Annotated in this window: 18 protein-coding genes; 8 read left to right on the forward strand and 10 right to left on the reverse strand. The window is 60.9% G+C overall.

What is annotated here, in order from left to right:
• Nucleotides 1-19 precede the first annotated feature (19 nt).
• Nucleotides 20-799: an endonuclease III gene (gene nth, locus ABOK31_RS13405; RefSeq protein ID WP_349956346.1), complete on the forward strand. Its 780-nt coding sequence runs from the start codon at nt 20-22 to the stop codon at nt 797-799.
• On the opposite strand, the gene ABOK31_RS13410 is transcribed toward nth, so the two are convergent.
• Nucleotides 796-1518, reverse strand: a complete 723-nt coding sequence (locus ABOK31_RS13410; protein WP_349956347.1) for a sulfate transporter family protein — start codon at nt 1516-1518, stop codon at nt 796-798. The two genes, nth and ABOK31_RS13410, sit on opposite strands and share 4 nt — an antisense overlap.
• A gap of 253 nt (nt 1519-1771) precedes the next feature.
• Between ABOK31_RS13410 and ABOK31_RS13415 the strand changes: the two genes are divergently transcribed.
• Nucleotides 1772-2623, forward strand: coding sequence for a MurR/RpiR family transcriptional regulator (locus ABOK31_RS13415; RefSeq protein ID WP_174177057.1), 852 nt, complete (start codon nt 1772-1774; stop codon nt 2621-2623).
• Between the two features lie 5 nt (nt 2624-2628).
• Here the strand turns inward: ABOK31_RS13415 and ABOK31_RS13420 are convergent, their stop codons facing one another.
• From ABOK31_RS13420 to ABOK31_RS13460, 9 genes are all read right to left on the reverse strand, one after another.
• A complete protein-coding gene (locus tag ABOK31_RS13420; RefSeq protein WP_349956348.1) occupies nt 2629-4212 on the reverse strand; it encodes an FGGY-family carbohydrate kinase in 1584 nt (527 codons plus the stop codon).
• 20 nt (nt 4213-4232) lie between these two features.
• Nucleotides 4233-4907 carry an HAD family hydrolase gene (locus ABOK31_RS13425; RefSeq protein WP_174177061.1) on the reverse strand — a complete coding sequence of 225 codons (675 nt, stop codon included), beginning with the start codon at nt 4905-4907 and terminating at the stop codon, nt 4233-4235.
• Between the two features lie 98 nt (nt 4908-5005).
• Complete coding sequence (locus ABOK31_RS13430) at nt 5006-6487, reverse strand: mannitol dehydrogenase family protein (protein ID WP_349956349.1); 1482 nt, start codon at nt 6485-6487, stop codon at nt 5006-5008.
• Nucleotides 6488-6636: 149 nt separating this feature from the next.
• A complete protein-coding gene (locus ABOK31_RS13435; RefSeq protein WP_174177065.1) occupies nt 6637-7641 on the reverse strand; it encodes an ABC transporter ATP-binding protein in 1005 nt (334 codons plus the stop codon).
• A gap of 11 nt (nt 7642-7652) precedes the next feature.
• On the reverse strand, nt 7653-8495 hold the full coding sequence (locus ABOK31_RS13440; RefSeq protein ID WP_075851745.1) for a carbohydrate ABC transporter permease: 843 nt from the start codon (nt 8493-8495) through the stop codon (nt 7653-7655).
• A gap of 1 nt (nt 8496) precedes the next feature.
• The gene (locus tag ABOK31_RS13445; RefSeq protein WP_174177067.1) at nt 8497-9369 is read right to left on the reverse strand and encodes a sugar ABC transporter permease; all 873 of its coding nucleotides are present in this window, start codon (nt 9367-9369) and stop codon (nt 8497-8499) included.
• 147 nt (nt 9370-9516) lie between these two features.
• Nucleotides 9517-10833 (reverse strand): sugar ABC transporter substrate-binding protein, encoded by a 1317-nt coding sequence (locus ABOK31_RS13450; RefSeq protein WP_174177069.1) that lies wholly within the window; start codon nt 10831-10833, stop codon nt 9517-9519.
• Nucleotides 10834-10979: 146 nt separating this feature from the next.
• Complete coding sequence (locus tag ABOK31_RS13455) at nt 10980-11933, reverse strand: sugar-binding transcriptional regulator (protein WP_349956350.1); 954 nt, start codon at nt 11931-11933, stop codon at nt 10980-10982.
• 58 nt (nt 11934-11991) lie between these two features.
• The gene (locus ABOK31_RS13460; RefSeq protein ID WP_174177073.1) at nt 11992-12447 is read right to left on the reverse strand and encodes an RbsD/FucU family protein; all 456 of its coding nucleotides are present in this window, start codon (nt 12445-12447) and stop codon (nt 11992-11994) included.
• 222 nt (nt 12448-12669) lie between these two features.
• Here ABOK31_RS13460 and ABOK31_RS13465 point away from each other — a divergent pair, with 222 nt between their 5' ends.
• The 6 genes from ABOK31_RS13465 to ABOK31_RS13490 all read left to right on the forward strand — a co-directional run bounded on the left by ABOK31_RS13465 (nt 12670) and on the right by ABOK31_RS13490 (nt 19165).
• The gene (locus tag ABOK31_RS13465; protein WP_174177075.1) at nt 12670-13329 is read left to right on the forward strand and encodes a response regulator; all 660 of its coding nucleotides are present in this window, start codon (nt 12670-12672) and stop codon (nt 13327-13329) included.
• Complete coding sequence (locus ABOK31_RS13470; protein WP_174177077.1) at nt 13326-14678, forward strand: ATP-binding protein; 1353 nt, start codon at nt 13326-13328, stop codon at nt 14676-14678. The genes ABOK31_RS13465 and ABOK31_RS13470 overlap by 4 nt, the downstream gene beginning before the upstream one ends.
• Before the next feature lie 102 nt (nt 14679-14780).
• Nucleotides 14781-15707, forward strand: coding sequence for an ROK family protein (locus tag ABOK31_RS13475; RefSeq protein ID WP_349956351.1), 927 nt, complete (start codon nt 14781-14783; stop codon nt 15705-15707).
• Nucleotides 15697-16407, forward strand: coding sequence for a copper homeostasis protein CutC (locus tag ABOK31_RS13480; protein WP_174177081.1), 711 nt, complete (start codon nt 15697-15699; stop codon nt 16405-16407). Before ABOK31_RS13475 ends, ABOK31_RS13480 begins: the two co-directional genes overlap by 11 nt.
• Before the next feature lie 218 nt (nt 16408-16625).
• On the forward strand, nt 16626-17504 hold the full coding sequence (locus ABOK31_RS13485) for a DUF6030 family protein (RefSeq protein ID WP_349956352.1): 879 nt from the start codon (nt 16626-16628) through the stop codon (nt 17502-17504).
• A gap of 209 nt (nt 17505-17713) precedes the next feature.
• Nucleotides 17714-19165, forward strand: coding sequence for a DHA2 family efflux MFS transporter permease subunit (locus ABOK31_RS13490; protein ID WP_349958949.1), 1452 nt, complete (start codon nt 17714-17716; stop codon nt 19163-19165).
• Nucleotides 19166-19168: the final 3 nt, after the last annotated feature.

The raw sequence follows: 19168 nt of genomic DNA on the forward strand, positions 1-19168 counted from the left end.
ACTTGAGTATAGGTCGTTTATGACAAATCCAAAGATCAAATCCAGCGCCCAAACCGTGAAAAAGTCAAATGCGACCGCAGGCCGCAAGCCGGCCGCCAAGAGCCTCTATTCCAAGGCGGACCTGGAAGAGATCTTCCGGCGCTTCTCCATCCAGCGGCCGGAGCCGAAGGGTGAGCTGGAACACGTCAATCCCTTCACGCTCGTCGTTGCGGTGGCACTTTCAGCGCAAGCGACCGATGCCGGCGTCAACAAGGCGACGCGCGCGCTCTTCGCCGTCGCTGATACCCCGCAGAAGATGCTCGATCTCGGCGAGGAGCGCATTCGCGAATATATCAAGACGATCGGCCTTTACCGCAACAAGGCGAAGAACGTCGTGGCGCTATCGGAAAAGCTGATTACCGATTTCGGCGGCGAGGTGCCGCGGACGCGCGAGGAGCTGATAACCCTGCCCGGCGTCGGCCGAAAGACCGCCAATGTGGTGCTTTCCATGGCCTTCGGCCAGGCGACGATGGCCGTCGACACGCACATCTTCCGCATCGCCAACCGGCTGCTGCTGGCACCCGGCAAGACGCCGGACGAAGTCGAGCAGCGGCTGATGCAGATCATCCCCGACCAATATCTCTACCATGCCCACCATTGGCTGATCCTGCACGGGCGCTACTGCTGCAAGGCGCGCAAGCCCGAATGTGAGCGCTGCGTGATCGCCGACCTCTGTCGCTCGCCGGAAAAGACGTGGGACATCCCCGCTCCCCTGGTCGAACTGCCGTCACAGATCATCGGGGCGGAAGCGGCAGGCTAAGCTTGTCGCAGCCGCAGGCTCGCTTCCTTGTGCGAGATCAGCTTGTGCAGATGCACCATCATGCCGGCAGCAAACAGCGGCGTCAGCAGGTTTAGCAGCGGGATTGCCAGAAAGGCAGCAATCACCAGGCCGGCCAGAAAGACCGTGAAAGCGTGCTTGACGCGGAACTCCCGCGCCTCGTCCGGTGAGCGGAAACGCATGGCGGCGAATTCGAAGAATTCCCGGCCGAGCAGATAGCCGTTCACCAGAAAGAAGGCGATCAGATTGACGCCCGGAATGAACAGCAGAAACAACGCCACGATATTGCCGACGATGACGACGCCGAGAAACCGCACGGAGCTTTTCATCGCCGCGGCGATCGGCATCGCCGTCCCGGGCGCATCGCCTGGATAGTCGCGCTTTTCTACAACTTCAGCGACATCATCGAGAAAGAGCCCGGCGATCAGCGCCGTGACCGGTGAAATCAGCAGCGCCATCGCCAGCGCCAATGCGATGCCGGCGAAGATGGCAAGGAAGAGCGTAAGCCAGCCCGTCCAATCCGAGGTGGACGGCATGAAGCCCTGCAGCCAAGGCAATACGAAGGAATTGAAGGCGCCTCGCAGGACGAACCAGAGCACGAGAAGCGCCAGCAATGTGAGGCCCAGAACCTTCCAGAAAACCTTGCGCGTCTCCGGCGCAAAGAGATTTTCTAGGGAGAGGCGAGCAGCAAGGCCAATCATTCGGTCTACCTCTTTTGGTGGTAACCGGACACTTAAGAAGCAGTTGCATCGATATCAATATCCCGTGCAGATATATGAATGTGTCAATTAAAAATTTGAATTATTGTAATACAGTTTGCACTAATATATTCTGTACGCCACATTAAGAACAACAACCGCAACAAGATCGGCGACCCGATCAAAATTGAATGACCAATTGACATAGAAATTGGTGCGATAGAACATCGAAAAGACCATCAAAGAGGCGCAAAATTTGGAAGACCTTAGTCAGAAACTTAGACAATATATAAAGATCGGCACTCCGGCCGAACGAAGAATTGCTAAGTATTTCTCCGAGCATCTGAATGAACTACCGTTCGAGACGGCTTCCTCCGTTGCCGACAGGCTGGAACTGAGCCCAATGACGGTAGGACGGTTTCTACGGTCGCTCGGCTACCACGGTCTGGATGGGATAAAGGTGCACCTCAAGGAAAATGCGCCCAGCCTCTCGTCGCAATTGCCCAATATTCTCGAGCAGCTTCAGAAAGACGCGAGCGAGGGCCGTCCGCTTGCAACGCAGATTGCCGAACAGGTCGAGATGCTGCAGCATATCTACAACCTCGCCGGCCAGCCGCAATGGCACGACGCGGTTGCGACAATTCTGTCCTGCGGAAATGTCTTCATCACCTCCCACCCCAGTCTCGCGGGGATCGGCCGCTATTTCCGCGACCGCCTGACCTTTGCCCGTGATCAGGTCCTTTTCCTCGACGGCGCCAATGGCAGCTATATCGAGCTGTTCGGTGAACCGTCCGAGGATGGACTGCTCGTTGTCATCGACTCCCCGAGTTTCGTCGCATCGCGCCTTCTGGCTCGCTCGGCTCGTCGCGCGGGCTGCAAGGTATTGCTGGTAACCGGCCAATTCACGGAATGGGCACATGAATTCGCAAACATCACGCTGTCCCTGCCGCCGCAACGCGCCAATAGCCGCGAAAACCTTTCAGCCATAATGGCACTGCTGGAATATCTGGCGATTTCAGTCGCTCACGCCGCGGGTGAAACGGCGGAAATGAGGACGCGCCGCATAGAAGAGCTTCAAGGCATGTTCGCGCAGGCGCCGCTCCGGTAAGCCGCCTATTCCATGGCGTCCAGTTCCGCGCGATGGCGATACATGGCGAGGAAGCGCCGGTAATCGCGATCGTAGATTTCTTTCTTTTCGGCATTCGGCAGCCGCTCGTGACCGCCCGGGTACATCGCGGCGCCGGCAGCACCCAGGCTTTCATGGAGACCGCAGGAGACGGAGGCGGCAATCGCCGTGCCGAGCAGCACCGTCTCGTTCATCTTCGGGATCACGACCTTACAGCCGGTAACGTCGGAATAGAGCTCCATCAGCACCGAATTCTTCACATGGCCGCCGGCGACATGCAGCGTGTCAGGGACGTAGCCGTAATCCCGCATCCGCTCGAGGATATGGCGAATGCCGAGTGCAATGCCGACGCTGGTGCGCCAATATAGCCGGCAAAGACCATCGAAGGACGCATCCAGCGTCATGCCGCTGATGACACCCAACGCGTGCGGATCAGCAAGCGGCGAACGATTGCCGTGAAAATCGGGCAGCACATGGATACGCCCGCCAAGGGAATCACCTTCCGCAAGCCTCAGCTCCGCGATCCGCCGCACGATACGGTCGTGCAACGCCGCCGTCGGCGGCCCGCCGGCCGCATGCATGCTGACGATATGGTCGAGAAGCGCGCCTGTGGCCGACTGTCCAGCTTCGGCAAGCCACATGTCCGGAAAGACGGCCTCGTAATAAGGACCCCACATCCCGGTGCTGCGTTTGCGCTCGCGCGCAAAGGAAACCACACAGCTCGAGGTTCCAGCAATCAGTGCCAGTTGATGCTCCAGCATGTCGGCATCGCCGGCATGGGCAGCAAGCGCGCCGAGCGCGCCCGCATAGGCGTCGATCATGCCCGCCCCTACATGGCAAGCGCGGTCCAGCCCCAAGGCATCGGCGGCCTCGGCCGTCAAGGTGCCGATGCTCCTGCCGACCGCAACGCTATCCTCGGGCAGGCTGCCGCGCTCGCGCAGATCGCCAAGGCCGATCACGTTGAGAAAATCGGCCTGCCAGCCCGGCTCGCGATGCGCGAGGTAATTCCATTTCGCCACCAGCGTCGAGCGCGACCGCGCAAGCGAACCGGTCGCCTTCCAGGTCATGAAATCGGCGAGGTCGAAAAAGTAGCCGGCCTCGGCCCAGCTTTCCGGCAGGTTCTCCTTCAGCCACATCAGCTTCGGCATTTCCATTTCCGGCGACATGAACTCACCGGAATATTCAAGAACGGCATGACGCGTCGCGGTGCAGTAATCCGCCTCGGCCAGCGCCCGATGATCGAGCCAGACGATGGTATCGAACCTCTTTTCGCCGCCGGTGGAAACGGTGAGCTGCCTGCCAGCGCGATCACGCACGACGAGCGAACAGGTGGCGTCGAAGCCGATGGCACCGATGACGGATGAATTGACGCCAGACGCTTTCACAGCGGCGCGAACGGCGATGCAGACAGCGGCCCAAATATCTTCGGAATCATGCTCGGCGTGGTTTTCACGCGGGCGATTCATCAAGATCGGATGTTCGCTTTTCCCCAGCAGTGAGCCGCTCGCCGTGAAGACACCGGCGCGCGCGCTGCCTGTGCCGATATCGACCGCAACCACGTGATCACGCATGCAAAAGAGGTCCCGACCACTTATCTCATGTTGCGGACAAGTTGTATCAATTCCGGCATCGCGTCAAACACGACTTCCGGAGAAAGCTGCTCCAATTCTGCCCGGTAGCTCGGCGAATGCGCATGCGAACCGCCGGTGAAGGCGAAGACCGTCATGCCGGCCGCGCGCGCCGCCGTGATGCCCGCCGGACTGTCTTCGACGACGATGCAATCCTTCGGCGGCACACCCATTTTTTCAGCGGCATAGAGGAAGAGATCCGGCGCCGGCTTGCCGCGTTTCACCATGCTGGCGCTAAAGATATTCGGCTCGAGCCTGTCCAGCAGTCCGGTCACGCCGAGCGAGAGGCGGATGCGCTCCAGCTGGCTCGACGAGGCGACGCAGCGCGGCAGCGAAAGCGCATCCAGCGTCGCGCCAATGCCGTCGATCGGCTTCAATTCATGCTTGAAGCGTTCGTAGAGATCGTTACGGATGCGATCGAGAAATGCCTGATCGATGAAGACATCGAATTCCGTCTGCATCGTATCGACAAGCGTCGCAAGGCTCTTGCCGAGGAAGCGGCTGTAGACATCCTCTTCGCTCATCTCGACGCCGACATCGTGCATCGCCTGGATGAGCACGCTGACCGACAGCGGCTCGCTGTCGACAAGCACACCATCGCAATCGAAGATTACGAGCCCTGTTTCCGCACCCGTCATCACAGATCCAACCTGAATTCCGTTGTTGTCCCGCCGCCCGATTGATCGGCGCAGCAATGGAAAACGGCCGGAACAGGAGAAGTCCGGCCGTTTGAAAATTATTCCGCGAGTTTGTTGTCCAAGTATAGCTGCAGGGTGACGCGGGTACCCTTTTCCCACAGCGTTTTCAGTGCATGCGCGAAGCGCTTGCGGAAAAGATCCGACTTGGCGACATCGCCAAAGATGTCGTCGAAGACGAGGAAGGCATTCGGATCGTCCTTCGCCTTGAGGGCAGCGTCATGCAGCCGGTCGGCGCTGGCATCGTTGAAGACGATATCCTTGCCGCTATCGCTCTTGCCGGCGAAGTAGCGGCACCACAGCGCCGAAACCAGCGCGAGGCCGACAATATCCTCGCCGCGGCGAAGACGATCGGCCGTCGACGGCAGGATGAACTTCGGCTGGCGGTTCGAGCCGTCCTGCGCAAGGCGCGGGATGGTGTCGGCGATCTTCGGATTGGAGAAACGCCGCTCGATCAGCTTGAAGTAATCGGCAAGCACCGTGTTCGGCACCGGTGGGATGACGGGGATGATCTCTTCGTTTTCGAGCTTGGCAAGGAAGGCGCGGATCAGCGGCTCTTCCATGGCTTCATGCACGAAATGAATGTCCATCAGTGCGGCCGGATAGGCGATCGCCGCATGGCCGCCATTGAGGATGCGGATCTTCATGTGCTCATAGGGCGTGACGTCGGGCACGAAGGTCACGCCGACCTTTTCCAATGCCGGACGGCCTGCGGGGAAATTGTCCTCCAGCACCCACTGCTTGAATTCTTCGCAATAGACCGGCCAGTTGTCTTCGATATCGAAAACTTCCTTCAGCAGATCGATTTCACGCGCGCCCGTTGCCGGCGTGATGCGGTCGACCATGCCGTTCGGGAAGGCGACGTTCGTGGCGATCCAGTCGGCAAAGGCCGGGTCGGACAGCTTTGCCGTACCGACGACAGCAGCTTTGGTGACGCCGCCATTGTGGGGAATGTTGTCGCAGGACATGACCGTGAAAGGCTGCAGGCCGGCGGCGCGTCGTGCCTTGAGACCGGCGACGATCAGGCCGAACACAGTCTTCGGCGCATCCGGGTTCTGCCCGTCTGCTGATATCGCCAGGTGAGCGGGATTGAACTTGCCCGAAGCATCGATGAAATAGCCACCCTCGGTGATCGTCATCGAAACGATGCGGATCGTCGGGTCGGCGAGCTTGGCGATGATGGCCTTGGCATCGCCAACAGGCAGGATGTCGACCATGGGCGCGGTCACGCGCGCTGCCGTGCGATTATTGTCCTGCTCGACGACGGTCGTCAGAAAATCCTGAGAGGCAAGTTTTTCCCGCATGGCGGCATCGGACGGCAGCACGCCCGCACCGATGATTGCCCAATCATGGTTCTGACCGGCATTGAAGAGATCGTCGAGATAAACAGCCTGATGGGCGCGATGGAAATTGCCGACACCGAAATGCACGATGCCCGCCGAAAGCGACTTCGGATCGTAAGCAGGAATAGCCGCGTTTGCAGCCGCCTGCTGGAGAGTTGCGAGCGATAATTTGCACGTCATGTCTCTGGTCCTTCTGAAAGGTCTTTAGCTCCGGGCGGCTGGGGAAACCCGCACCGGCGGGTATGCTCGGCCGGTCCACGCAGATCGATGGATACGAACCGGAAGAGATGCGTTGGCCGTGCCCGCTCAAGCGCGCACGACCTTGGCTTTTAGGCTGAGATCGCCAGCCCCTCGGCGTTGAACCGGTGAATATGCGTCTTGTCCGGCGTCAGATACACGGTCTCTCCGGCTCGGGCCGGGAAATCGCCCGAGCCGCGCGCCGTCACCGTGCCGATGCCGTCGACATCGATATGCAGGAAGGTGTCGGAACCGAGATGTTCGGCGACAGTCACCTTGCCCTGCCAGTCGCCCGACGTGGTCGACAGCAGCACATGCTCGGGCCGCACGCCGATCGTGTCGGCGCCGAGGGTCTGAGCATAGGCGCCCTTGACGAAATTCATCTTCGGCGAGCCGATAAAGCCGGCGACGAAGAGGTTGCGCGGGCTGCGATAGAGCTCCAGAGGCGAGCCGACCTGCTCGATATTGCCGCGATTGAGCACAACGATCTTGTCGGCCATGGTCATGGCCTCGACCTGATCGTGCGTCACATAGACCATCGTCGTCTTCAACTGCTGGTGCAGCTCGCTGATCTCGAGACGCATGTTGACGCGCAGCGCCGCATCGAGGTTCGACAAAGGCTCGTCGAAGAGGAAGGCTGCCGGCTGGCGCACAATGGCGCGGCCGATAGCGACACGCTGGCGCTGACCGCCCGAAAGCTGACGTGGCTTACGCTCCAGATAATCCGTCAGATTGAGGACACGCGCGGCATCCGCCACCTTCTTGTCGATCTCCGCCTGCGGCATGTTCGCCATCTTCAGCGGAAAGGCGATGTTCTTACGCACGCTCATATGCGGATAGAGCGCATAGGACTGGAACACCATGGCAAGGCCGCGCTCGGACGGCTTCAGATTGGTGCCGTCCTTGCCGTCGATCATGATCTGGCCGCCGGAGACGTCTTCGAGGCCGGCGATCAGGCGCAGCAGCGTGGACTTGCCACAGCCGGACGGGCCGACGAAGACGACGAACTCGCCATTATCGATCTCAAGATCGATGGAAGGGATGACCTTGGCTTCGCCGAAGACCTTGGAGACTTGTTTGAGAACAATGCTACCCATGTTTCTCTTCCTTACTTAACCGCGCCGAAGGTCAGGCCGCGAACGAGTTGCTTCTGGCTGAACCAGCCGAGGATCAGGATCGGAGCGATCGCCATGGTCGATGCCGCCGAAAGCTTGGCATAGAACAGGCCCTCCGGGCTGGAATAGGAGGCGATGAAGGTGCTCAGCGGCGCCGCGTCTACCGCGGAGAGATTGAGCGTCCAGAAAGCCTCGTTCCAGGCGAGGATGATGTTGAGCAGCATCGTCGAGGCAAGGCCGGGGATCGCCATCGGCGTCAGCACGTAGATGATCTCCTTGGCAAGCGTCGCACCGTCCATGCGGGCTGCTTCGAGGATCTCGCCGGGAATTTCCTTGAAGTAGGTGTAGAGCATCCAGACGATGATCGGCAGGTTGATGAGCATCAGCACGACGACCATGCCCACCCGGCTGGCGAACTGGTTGTTCAGAAGGCCGAAACTCTGGAACAGCAGGTAGATCGGGATGAAGGCGCCGACCGGCGGCATCATCTTCGTCGACAGCATCCACATCAGGACGTCCTTGGTCCGCTTGGTCGGCGAGAATGCCATGGCCCAGGCGGCAGGCACCGCTACGAGCAGACCGAGAATGGTCGAACCGAAGGCGATGATGACCGAGTTGCCGAAGTGGAGGAAGTAATCCGAGCGCGACTGCACCTCGAAGTAATTCTCCAGCGTCCAGTGGAAGAAGAGGAACTGCGGCGGCGAGGCGATGGCATCGCCTTCCGTCTTGAAGCTCGTCAGGATCGTCCACAGGATCGGGAAGAAGATGAGGATTGCCACGATCCAGGCGGCGATCGATACGACGATCTTGCGTTGCGTGGTGACTTTGCGTGCCATCTCAAGCCTCCAGATTCTTGCCGACTGCGCGCATCAGGAAGATAGCGACGATATTGGCGAGGATGACGGCGATGATGCCGCCTGCAGATGCGCCGCCGACGTCCTGTGACAGAACGATCTGCGAATAGACGAGATAAGTGAGGTTGGTCGTCGCCGTGCCCGGTCCGCCGTTGGTGGTGACGAGGATCTCGGCGAAGGCCGACAGCATGAAGATCGTCTCGATCAGGATCACGACTGTAATGGCGCGCGCCAGATGCGGCAGGATGATGTGGATGAACTTCGAAACCGGTCCGGCGCCATCCATCTCGGCAGCTTCCTTCTGCTCCTCATCCAGCGACTGCAGGGCCGTCAGCAGGATGAGGGTCGCGAAAGGCAGCCACTGCCAGGCGATGATGATGATGATCGACAGAAGCGGAACCGTCTCCAGCCAGGTCAGCGGATCAAGCCCGAAGAACCGGAAGAGATGTGCCAGAAGCCCGTTCACCGGGTTCATGAACATATGCTTCCAGATGAGGGCTGCGACCGTCGGCATCACGAAGAAGGGCGCAAGCACCAGCATGCGCACGATGCCCTGGCCGAAGATCGGCTGATCAAGAAGGAGAGCGAGTGCAATGCCGCCGACTACGGTAATCAGCAACGCCCCGCCGACAAGCAGCAGCGTCACGATCAGCGAGCTCAGGAAGGCCGGGTCGCTGATGAAGTATTCGTAGTTGAGAAACCCGATGAAATCATGCGTACCGGGATTCAGCAGATTGTAGTTCAGCGTCGAGAAATAGATCGTCATCACGAGCGGGACGATCATCCACGCGAAGAGGAGCAGAACCGAAGGCGCCATCATGACGCGTGCGGTGGAACGGGTGTGCAACGTTGCCATGGCAAGTACCAACCTATCTTTCAAGCGGGAGAGGTGGCCGTGGACCGGCTGAAACGAAAAGGGCCGCCAAGGGCAGTTCGGCGCTCGGCGGCCTAGGGGAAAGCAGTGCTCGAGAGGGGGCGCTGCTTTCCTTAGCTTCGAAGGCCCTTACTTCGGATAGCCGGCCTTCGTCATTTCGCGGGTGGTCAGCTGCTGTGCGGCCTTGAGCGCCTGATCGACCGAGATCTGGCCGGCAAGAGCAGCCGAGAACTGCTGGCCGACAGCCGTACCGATACCCTGGAATTCAGGGATAGCAACGAACTGCACGCCGACATAGGGAACCGGCTTTACAGTCGGATGCGTCGGATCGGCCGAGTTGATCGAGTCGAGCGTCATCTTGGCGAAAGGCGCTGCCTTCTGGTAGTCCGCATTCGCATAGAGCGAGGTGCGGGTGCCGGGAGGTGCGTTCAGCCAGCCTTCCTTTTGTGCGACAAGGTTGGTGTATTCCTTGCTGGTTGCCCAGGAGATGAACTTCTCTGCGGCTTCGGTCTTCTTCGAGGAAGCAGGGATCGCGAGGTTCCATGCCCAGAGCCAGTTGCCGCGCTTGCCGAGGCCCTTATCCGGCGCCAGGGCGAAGCCGACCTTGTCGGCGACCTTCGATTCCTTCGGATCGGAGACGAAGGAGGCTGCAACCGTCGCATCGATCCACATGCCGCACTTGCCGGACTGGAACAGAGCCAGGTTCTCGTTGAAGCCGTTGGAGGAGGCACCCGGAGGGCCGGCATCCTTCATCAGCTTGACGTAGAAGTCGAGCGTGTCCTTCCATTCCGGCTGGTCGAACTGTGCCTTCCACTTTTCATCGAACCAGCGGGCGCCGAACGAATTCGACATCGCCGTCAGGAACGCCATGTTCTCGCCCCAGCCTGCCTTGCCGCGAAGGCAGATGCCGTAGACTTCATGGTCCTTGTCGGTGATCTTGCGGGCAGCATCGGCGATGAAGTCCCAGGTCGGCGCATCCGGCATCTTCAGGCCGGCCTTGTCGAACAGGTCCTTGCGGTACATCACCATCGAGCTTTCGCCATAGAACGGCGCTGCATAGAGCTTGCCGTCGGTCGTCAGACCGCTGCGAATGGCCGGGAGAAGGTCATTCACGTCATAGTCCTTGTCGGCGGAAAGCTTGTCGAGCGACGCAAGCCAGCCGAGCTTGCTCCAGATCGGCACTTCATAGGTGCCGATGGTCAGCACGTCGTACTGGCCGGCCTTGGTAGCGATGTCGGTCGTAACCTTCTGGCGCAATACGTTTTCTTCAAGCGTGACCCATTGCAGATCGATACCGGGGTTCTTGGCTTTGAAATCGTCCGTAAGCTTCTGCATACGGACCATGTCGCCGTTGTTGACCGTAGCAATCGTGAGGGTTTCGGCGGACGCCAGGCCGGCAAACATCAGAGCCGAGCAGGCGCCCAGCAGTAAAGTTTTCAATTTCATATCTTCCTCCCAGAAGATTAAAAATGAGCATTCGCTTTGCTCGTGGGCAATTACTCACTTCTTGCGACAAAATGTCAATGCAGATTCGTTGCTGCATTGCCGAGCAAGCAACCTATCCTTTTGTTTCTATGGGTTAAATTTTTTGCTCAAGCCTTGAGCAAAAATTCGGCAACTGCCTCGTCGGTGATCAAACCATTGATCTGCCGTCCGACGATGGCTGCCTTGATCGCCTGGAATTTGCGTCGTCCCTTGGCGATTCCGATGACGGTGCAGGTGTCCCGCGACGGCAGAGGCGCACTGGCGACGCGCTCATTGACATCATCGGGCATAAGCTTGCCATTGCCGTCGAAAACCCAGCCGCAGATCTCGCCGGCAGCGCCTCGATCCATCAATGCCAGCATCTCGTCTCTTTCGAGGAAGCCGTCGAGGCAGAGCGGCGCCTCGACGCCCATCTCGCCGATGCCGACGAAAGTCACATCGGCCTGCGCGCTGATATCGAGTGTCGAGCGCACCAATGCCTGCGCATGCAGCAGCTCACGTTCCTCCGCGGAAGACACCAGCACCGGCAGCGGCATGGGAAAATGCCGCGCCTTAACCACATCGGCCATGCTGAAGATGACATTGTAATAGGCGGCCGAACCGTCGGGGCCAATATTGCCCGTCAGCGACACCACCCGATGCTGCAGACATTCGATCGCCGGCAACTGATCGACCGCGGCTTTCAGCGTGCGCCCCGTGCCGATCGCCAGCACGATGGGGTCGGCCCGTCGCAGCCAGCGCTCGATTTCGGCGGCGCCCGCTTCGGCGATGCCAATGGTGGAGGAGGTGCTGTCGGGATCGCTCGGCACGATATCGACATGGCGCAAGCTGAACTTCTTCTTGAGCTCTGCCGCATATTCCAGACAGGCGGCGATCGGGTGATCCAGCCGGACCTTGATCAGCCGCTCGGCAACGGCCAGTGACACCAGACGCTGAGCCGATTGCCGGGATATTCCCATCGTGACGGCGATTTCGTCCTGCGTCCGGCCGGCGACGTAGTAGAGCCATCCGGCCCGCGCCGCATCATCAAGCCGCCCTTGGGAATCCAGCTTCTTCGCCATCGCCTTCCTTTACCGAAACAGCACCCTTGCCCGGGAGATCCGGACTATCCGTGCCGGATCACTCAGCTTCCGGCGGGATGACGCCCTTGGTCAAGGTGAAACAGCCGTAGAAGCGGCGCTCGCCGGTCTGAACAACGCAAAAGGCATCCTTGGCGCGCTCGTAGAAGGCAAAACGCTCGACCGGCGTCAACGGCCAATGCTTGCCCTCGGCCTTGTCGATCACGGCCTGAACTTCCTGCTGGACCTGCGGCACCTCTTCCGGCGAGCCAACCACTTCCATGCGCGTCGCCGCATCGTCGATGAAGGTATCGAGCGGCATCAGCGACAATATCGCCGCGACCGCGTCGGCGGCGGACACATTGTCGATGCGCAGCACTTCGCCCAGGACGGTCTGGCTCGCAATGGCCTCCGCCGGGAAATTCGTGTCGACGACGACAAGCATGTCGCCATGCCCCATCGATTTCAGCGCATAGAGCACGTCCGCATTCAACAGCGGCGAAATTCCCTTCAGCATGACCGAGATCCTCCGATAGCCTGTGGCGGCCATCCCGGGCCGCTTCGTTCTCCGCGCAAACAAGTAACCATCGCGTTCCTGTCTGTCCATAGGCGCCGGGAACGTTTTCGGCGGGTAGACTGACGATGAACTGTGCATCCAGCCGCGGCTTATTTCAGCCGTTATTGACCCGATAGGTTCGTCGGCATTAACTGAGGTACGTTCAACGGTTGAGAGGTGCAGGTGCGCATTCTTGTGGTGGAGGACGACGACACGATCGGCAGCGCGGTTCGCGACCATATCGCGGCGGGGCCTCATGCCGTGGATTGGGTCAAGAACCTGACCGATGCCGAGGAGGTCACCAGCGCCGTGCAATACGGCCTCATCCTGCTGGATCTGCAACTTCCGGATGGCAGCGGCATCGATTTTCTCAAGCGGCTGCGCCGCAAGCCCGACGAAACGCCCGTCATCATCCTGACGGCTCGCGACCAGATCTCCGACCGTATCGAAGGCCTGAACAGCGGCGCCGACGACTATCTCGTCAAACCGTTCAACCTCGGCGAACTTACGGCTCGTATCCTGGCGGTCGCTCGGCGCTATGCCGGCAGTCCACAGCCGACGCTCCGCTTTGACGACCTCGAAATCGACCAGCCGCAGCGCCGCGTCAAGCTGGCGGGCAAGGACGTGATTTTGACGGGACGAGAATGGGCCGTGCTCGACCTGCTGATTACAAGGCCCGGCGCCATCGTATCGAAGGACAAGATAGAAGAGGCACTCTACGCCTTCGGCTCCGAAATCGAGAGCAACACGGTGGAGGTCTATGTCAGCCGCCTGCGCAAGAAGATCGGCAAGGATCGCATAAAGACGGCGCGCGGCGTCGGCTATTGCCTGGGTGAGCGATGACCGAACACCAGGAGCCCAGCCGCGCCAGCATCACCCGGCGCCTGATCACTGCGCTCACCGGCACCGTCGTCGTCTTCTGGCTGATCGCGGTCGGCATCGGTGTCTATGTTGTCAACAAGGAACTCTCGGAAACCTTCGACGGCGCATTGCAGGAAACCGCCGAGCGTCTGCTGCCGCTGGTGCTCGACGATCTCGCCAACCGCGACCATTCCGGCGATCCACAGAGCCTGGAAGAGCTCAACAAGGGGCTGAACCGCGAATATCTGACCTACCAGGTGCTCGATGCGAACGGTAAGGTCATCCTGCATTCCCACGACGCCCCGGCAACCGCCTATGACGTGCCGCTGAAGATCGGCTTTCATAACACCTCAAGATACCGGATCTATACCGAGTCCTCGGCCGACGGCACGATCTTCCTGCACGTCGCCGATGCCTTCAAGAACCGCCGCGAGGCATCGCGCGAAAGCGGCGTTGCCCTGCTCTGGCCGCTGCTGGCGCTCATTCCCGCCAGCATCATTGCCATCGGCGTCATCGTTGGCCGATCGCTGCGGCCGATCGACCGACTGCGCTCGCAGATCGCCACCAAGGATGGCGGCAACATGGCGCCGCTCGTGAGCGAGACGCTGCCGCTCGAACTGCAGCCGATCGCCCGCTCCGTCAATTTGCTGCTGGAGCGCCTGCGCCTGGCACTGGAAGCCGAACGCGAATTCACCGCCAACAGCGCCCATGAGCTGCGCACCCCGATTGCGGGCGCTCTTGCGCAGACCCAGAGGCTGATCGCCGAACTGCCGCAGGGGCAATTGACGGAACGCGCCGGCCGTATCGAGACGTCGCTCTCCAATCTCGGCCGGCTGGCGGAAAAGCTGCTGCAGCTTTCCCGTGCGCAGGCCGGGATCGGCGCGGGCGACAAACCCGCCGACCTCGTGGCCGTCATCGAAACGGTCATCGGAGACTACGATCGAGATACCGGCACGGCGGGTCGAGTTTTTCTGGAGAACGAAACGGCAGAGAAACTGATCCGCAACGTCGATATCGACGCTTTTGCGATCGTCATGCGCAATCTTATCGAAAACGCCTTGATCCACGGCCCGGCCGATGACGAGGTGACCGTCAGCATCGACGACCGCACCGTCCGCGTCATCAATGGCGGCACCGTGCTTTCCGCAAATGACCTTGCCGGCCTGAAGAAGCGCTTCTGGCGCGGCAAGACGAAAGCGGCAGGCTCCGGTCTCGGACTTTCGATCGTCGAGCGCATCGTCGGCCAGATCGGCGGGCATCTCGATCTACTGTCGCCGGCGACCGGCAGGACCGATGGCTTTGAGGCCAGGATCACCCTGCCATCCGGGTGACGAGGCGCTGCCTGTCAGGGATTGGCCTCGCGGAGGATTGATCTTGCAAAGACCGGCAAAGGGTGCGAGCAAGTGCGCCATGTTTGCAGCAGGTCGGTATCCATGATCGTTTCCTTCGACATTGGCGGCAGCGCCATCAAAGGCGGTATTGCCCGCTCCATGACGGATATCGTGCCGCTGGCGCGGCGCCCGACGCCCAGGCATGATTTCGCCGACTTCGTCGTTGCCTTGCGCGAGGTGATTGCCGAAGCAGGCGAAAAGCCGGATTGCCTCTCCTTCTCCATCGCCGGCGTCGTCGACCCCGATACGCAGGCGCTGACTTGCGCCAATATTCCCTGCATTCACGGCCGGCATCTCGCGGCCGACCTGGAAGCGGAACTCGGCTACCCCGTGCTGATCGCCAACGATGCCGATTGCTTCGCCATGGCCGAGGCCATGTCCGGCGCGGGCCGCGGCCATCGCATCGTCTTCGGTGCCATTCTCGGCACCGGCGTCGGCGGCGGCCTGGTCGCGGATGGCCGGCTGGTCAACGCAGCCGGCGGTTTTGCGGGGGAATGGGGCCACGGTCCCATCATCGCTTCCTTTGCCGGCAATCCGCCGGTCGCCATTCCCGCCTACGCCTGCGGCTGCGGCCAGAAGGGCTGCGTCGATACCGTCGGCGGCGCGCGCGGCATCGAACGCCTGCACAAGACGCTTCATGGATTGGAGCTCTCCAGCGAAGAGATCATCAGCCAATGGCTGAAAGGCGAAGACCGCGCCGAGCGCACGATCGAGGTCATGGTGGATCTAGTCGCCTCGCCACTTGCCCTCACCGTCAACATAACCGGCGCAACGATCGTGCCGGTCGGCGGTGGCCTTTCCAACGTCGAGCCGCTCCTGGCGCGGCTGGACGAGGCGGTGTGCACCCGCATCCTGCGCAAATTCGGCCGGCCGCTCGTCGTCCCCAGCCAGTGCAAACTGGAACCGGGCCTCATCGGCGCCGCCCTGCTCGGCCTGCAATATGCCGGAGAGCGCACCCATGCTGCTTGAGGTCTGCGTCGAGGACATTGCCGGCCTCAAGGCCGCCTTCGAGGGCGGCGGCGACCGTATCGAGCTTTGCAGCGCGCTTCCTCTTGGCGGATTGACGCCGAGCGCCGGATTGATGGCCGCCGCGGCGAAGATGCCTCTCCCAGCCTATGCCATCATCCGCCCGCGTGCCGGCAGCTTCGTCTATTCAGCCGATGAGCTCGATATCATGAAGCGCGACATCGATGTGGCACGAGCCGCCGGATTGCCGGGTGTCGTGCTCGGCGCTTCCCTGCCGGACGGCCGACTGGACGTCGACGCACTCGCCGCCCTCACCGCCCATGCGAAAGATCTCGGCAAGACGCTGCACCGCGCCTTCGATCTCGTGCCCGACGTCGAGGAAGCCGTCGATGCCGCTATCTCCCTCGGCTTCGAGCGCATCCTGACGTCCGGCGGTGCAAGGACTGCGGCCGAAGGCGTTGCCATGCTCGAACAGGCCATTACAGCCGCCGCCGGTCGCATCTCCATCATGCCCGGCTCCGGCGTGACGCTGGCGACGGTCGGCCAGCTATGGCCGCGCCTGCAGATCAGCGAGATCCATGCCTCCTGCTCCGCGTCCGCCTCCGAGACGGATGCGCGCGTCATTGCCCTCGGCTTCTCGCCGCCATCGGTCCGTCGCACGGATGCCGCCACCGTCAGGGCGCTAAAGGCATATTTCGCCTAGAGCAGACTGCGACAAGGACATGCAAAAAGCCGGAAGTCCGGAACGCGGCAACCGGATGCCGAAGATCGCAATGCGTTTTGGGCAACATCATGAATTGACAAAGAAACATTAGAATGATCAATCGTTCATAAACGCATATGCTGTAGCCATGAACGGGCTGCGCAACATACAGTTATTGCAGCAAGCGTGTTTCCTCGGGAGTAGCTGTGATCTGAACCATGTCGGTGGCGCCACCTCGCAAGAAAAGCAGGGCTGTCTTTTGGATTGCAGCTGTTGTCATCGGTTCGATCATCCTGGCAACCGCGCTCCTTGCCAACGATATGCGCAATCTGCGGGCGCTGGATAGCCGCTATCATCTCAATCTGTTTCCGAAGCCGGAACAGCAGGCAGCAGCACCCGCTGCGCCGCTACAGGAACAACAGCCAGCTCATACGGCCGCGCCTCCGGCAGCGGCGACCTCATCAGCCCCCGCAGCCAGGAACGTCCGCGTCAGGCCGGCGAGTGTCACTGCCAAACCGTCCATCAAGAAAAGATCCCATCTGCTCGACGAGCCCGTCGATGCGCTTCTGAGCGCCTTCGTGCGCAGCTGGCGTATATCCGGCGAGACGCTTTGTGCCGACCTTGCGAAGTTCGGCCTGCCTGTCGGGGAGTGGCGGCAAAGCGAATTGGGCGCAGGCACATCGGAATGCAGCTATGCCATCCAGAAGGGCGCCTATGGCGATGCGAAGGCGGCCTCCTTCTTCATCATCGCCCGCGGCAAACCATCTGGCGAAATCGAGACAATCCGCATCAAGGTCATCATGCCGGACAACGATGATGGCAAAGCGATCGCCGCCACGTTCGTCGACACCGTCGTCCTGTTGCTGAACGAGACACACTGGCTGGACTTTCAGGCAGCGCTGGATGCCATCGGCAGATTGCAGGACGTGACGCTGCAGGCTTTCGGCGCCAAGCTCAGCTTCTTCAAGGAATTCCAGGCCAACAACAATTTCAACCTTCAGCTGGAACTACGGAGAACGGCGCCGGAGCAGATCCGCACCGCGATCGTCTTCGACAAGGCGCGCTGGACGCTGCCTTCGCCGCCCTCGACCAATTAGCAACACCAATCCACCGAGAGTGTCGACGGGTTGGTTTTTGTTGCACTGCGCCATCGATGGTGCGCATATAGGTGACGATTCCGAGGGTCGGCGGATCACCGGCCGGCAGCACCATGTTTCCCGAGAGCACGAGGCGGTTTCCGAAGGGATTCATGCAAATCGTCAAACGCGCCGGTCCCCAGCCGGGCGTTGGAAAGTCATTGCATTTCATGGATTCGACAGATCCCAATCCGCGGGACCAGACTTTCGCGGTCGAACGTAACCCCCGCCTGCGCTACATCATCCCCGCCGTGGTCGCCGTCGCCTTCCTGATGGAACAGCTGGATTCGACCATCCTCATCACCGCTGTTCCCGATATCGCCAAGAGCCTCGGCACGACGCCGGTGCGCATGAACCTGGCCGTCACGACCTATATTCTCACGCTGGCAATGTTCATTCCGGTGAGCGGCTGGTTCGCGGATCGCTTCGGTGCCCGGCGCATCTTCGCGCTTTCCCTCTTCATCTTCACGATCGGCTCGATCCTCTGCGGCCTGGCGACCAGCCTGCCGATGCTCATTGCCACGCGGGCGCTGCAGGGTTTCGGCGGCGCAATGATGACGCCTGTTGGACGCCTCATCCTCATCCGCAGCTTCCCCCGCAGCCAGCTCGTGACTGCCATGACCTATATGACCCTGCCCGCCGTCATCGGGCCAGTGATCGGGCCGGTACTCGGCGGCTTCCTGACGACCTATCTTTCCTGGCGCTGGATCTTCTGGGTGAACCTGCCCTTCGGCCTGATCGGCATGGCCATGGCACTGCGCTATGTCGAAGATACCGAACGCGACGAGACCATCAAATTCGATTTTCCAGGCTTCGTCATGGTCGGCCTCGGTTGCGTGTTGCTGCAATACGGCATCGAGAATATCGGCCGCCCGACAATTCCGATCTGGGCGATCGTTCTCACGCTCGCCGCCGCCGGCCTGCTGCTGGTCGGCTTCATCCGCTATGCGAAAACGGCGGAATCGCCGGCCGTCGATCTCACACTGTTCAGGCTGCGCACCTTCCGCATCGGCACACTTGCCGGCGGCATCTGTCGCGTCGGGTTGAACGGCGTGCCCTTCCTGCTGCCGCTGATGCTGCAGGTCGGCTTCGGCTTGAGCCCGATCGTCTCGGGCACGCTGACCTTCGTCAGTGCTCTCAGCGCACTCGCGGTACGCCCGGTCTCGGCAAAGCTGCTGAAGCTCTACGGCTTCGACCGGTTGCTGACCTGGAGCGCCGTGTTCGGCGCCGCCGTCGTCGCCGGCTTCGCGCTGATCACACCCGACACCCCGCACTGGTTCATCATCGTCTACGTCTTCATCTTCGGGCTGGCGCGGGCCGGACAGTTCATGACGTCAAACACTCTGTCCTATTCCGATACCCCGGCCGCCCAGCTCAGCCGCGCGACCAGTCTCGGCGGCGTCCTGCAGCAACTGAGCGTCAGCTTTGGCATCTCGGTCGCCGCCATGCTGCTTGGTCTGGTCACGCTGGATGGCTCGCCGCTGACGCCAGACAAGTTCCATCTGGCCTTCCTGCTGATGGCGGTGATCCCACTGCTCGGCATACCCGGCTTCCTGAAGCTGCAGCCGGAGGACGGCGCACAAGTGAGCCGTCATCAGCGACAGCCGAAAAAGCAGTTATAAGGG

The organism is Rhizobium sp. ZPR4, assembly GCF_040215725.1.
Lineage (GTDB): Bacteria > Pseudomonadota > Alphaproteobacteria > Rhizobiales > Rhizobiaceae > Rhizobium > Rhizobium rhizogenes_D.

Bases quoted from the DNA above. Each gene is read 5' to 3' on its own strand.
- nth (WP_349956346.1), top strand. From the start codon at position 20: ATGACAAATCCAAAGATCAAATCCAGCGCCCAAACCGTGAAAAAGTCA.
- ABOK31_RS13410 (WP_349956347.1), bottom strand. From the start codon at position 1,518: ATGATTGGCCTTGCTGCTCGCCTCTCCCTAGAAAATCTCTTTGCGCCG.
- ABOK31_RS13420 (WP_349956348.1), bottom strand. From the start codon at position 4,212: ATGCGTGATCACGTGGTTGCGGTCGATATCGGCACAGGCAGCGCGCGC.
- ABOK31_RS13425 (WP_174177061.1), bottom strand. From the start codon at position 4,907: ATGACGGGTGCGGAAACAGGGCTCGTAATCTTCGATTGCGATGGTGTG.
- ABOK31_RS13430 (WP_349956349.1), bottom strand. From the start codon at position 6,487: ATGACGTGCAAATTATCGCTCGCAACTCTCCAGCAGGCGGCTGCAAAC.
- ABOK31_RS13435 (WP_174177065.1), bottom strand. From the start codon at position 7,641: ATGGGTAGCATTGTTCTCAAACAAGTCTCCAAGGTCTTCGGCGAAGCC.
- ABOK31_RS13440 (WP_075851745.1), bottom strand. From the start codon at position 8,495: ATGGCACGCAAAGTCACCACGCAACGCAAGATCGTCGTATCGATCGCC.
- ABOK31_RS13445 (WP_174177067.1), bottom strand. From the start codon at position 9,369: ATGGCAACGTTGCACACCCGTTCCACCGCACGCGTCATGATGGCGCCT.
- ABOK31_RS13450 (WP_174177069.1), bottom strand. From the start codon at position 10,833: ATGAAATTGAAAACTTTACTGCTGGGCGCCTGCTCGGCTCTGATGTTT.
- ABOK31_RS13455 (WP_349956350.1), bottom strand. From the start codon at position 11,933: ATGGCGAAGAAGCTGGATTCCCAAGGGCGGCTTGATGATGCGGCGCGG.
- ABOK31_RS13460 (WP_174177073.1), bottom strand. From the start codon at position 12,447: ATGCTGAAGGGAATTTCGCCGCTGTTGAATGCGGACGTGCTCTATGCG.
- ABOK31_RS13470 (WP_174177077.1), top strand. From the start codon at position 13,326: ATGACCGAACACCAGGAGCCCAGCCGCGCCAGCATCACCCGGCGCCTG.
- ABOK31_RS13475 (WP_349956351.1), top strand. From the start codon at position 14,781: ATGATCGTTTCCTTCGACATTGGCGGCAGCGCCATCAAAGGCGGTATT.
- ABOK31_RS13480 (WP_174177081.1), top strand. From the start codon at position 15,697: ATGCTGCTTGAGGTCTGCGTCGAGGACATTGCCGGCCTCAAGGCCGCC.
- ABOK31_RS13485 (WP_349956352.1), top strand. From the start codon at position 16,626: ATGTCGGTGGCGCCACCTCGCAAGAAAAGCAGGGCTGTCTTTTGGATT.
- ABOK31_RS13490 (WP_349958949.1), top strand. From the start codon at position 17,714: ATGGATTCGACAGATCCCAATCCGCGGGACCAGACTTTCGCGGTCGAA.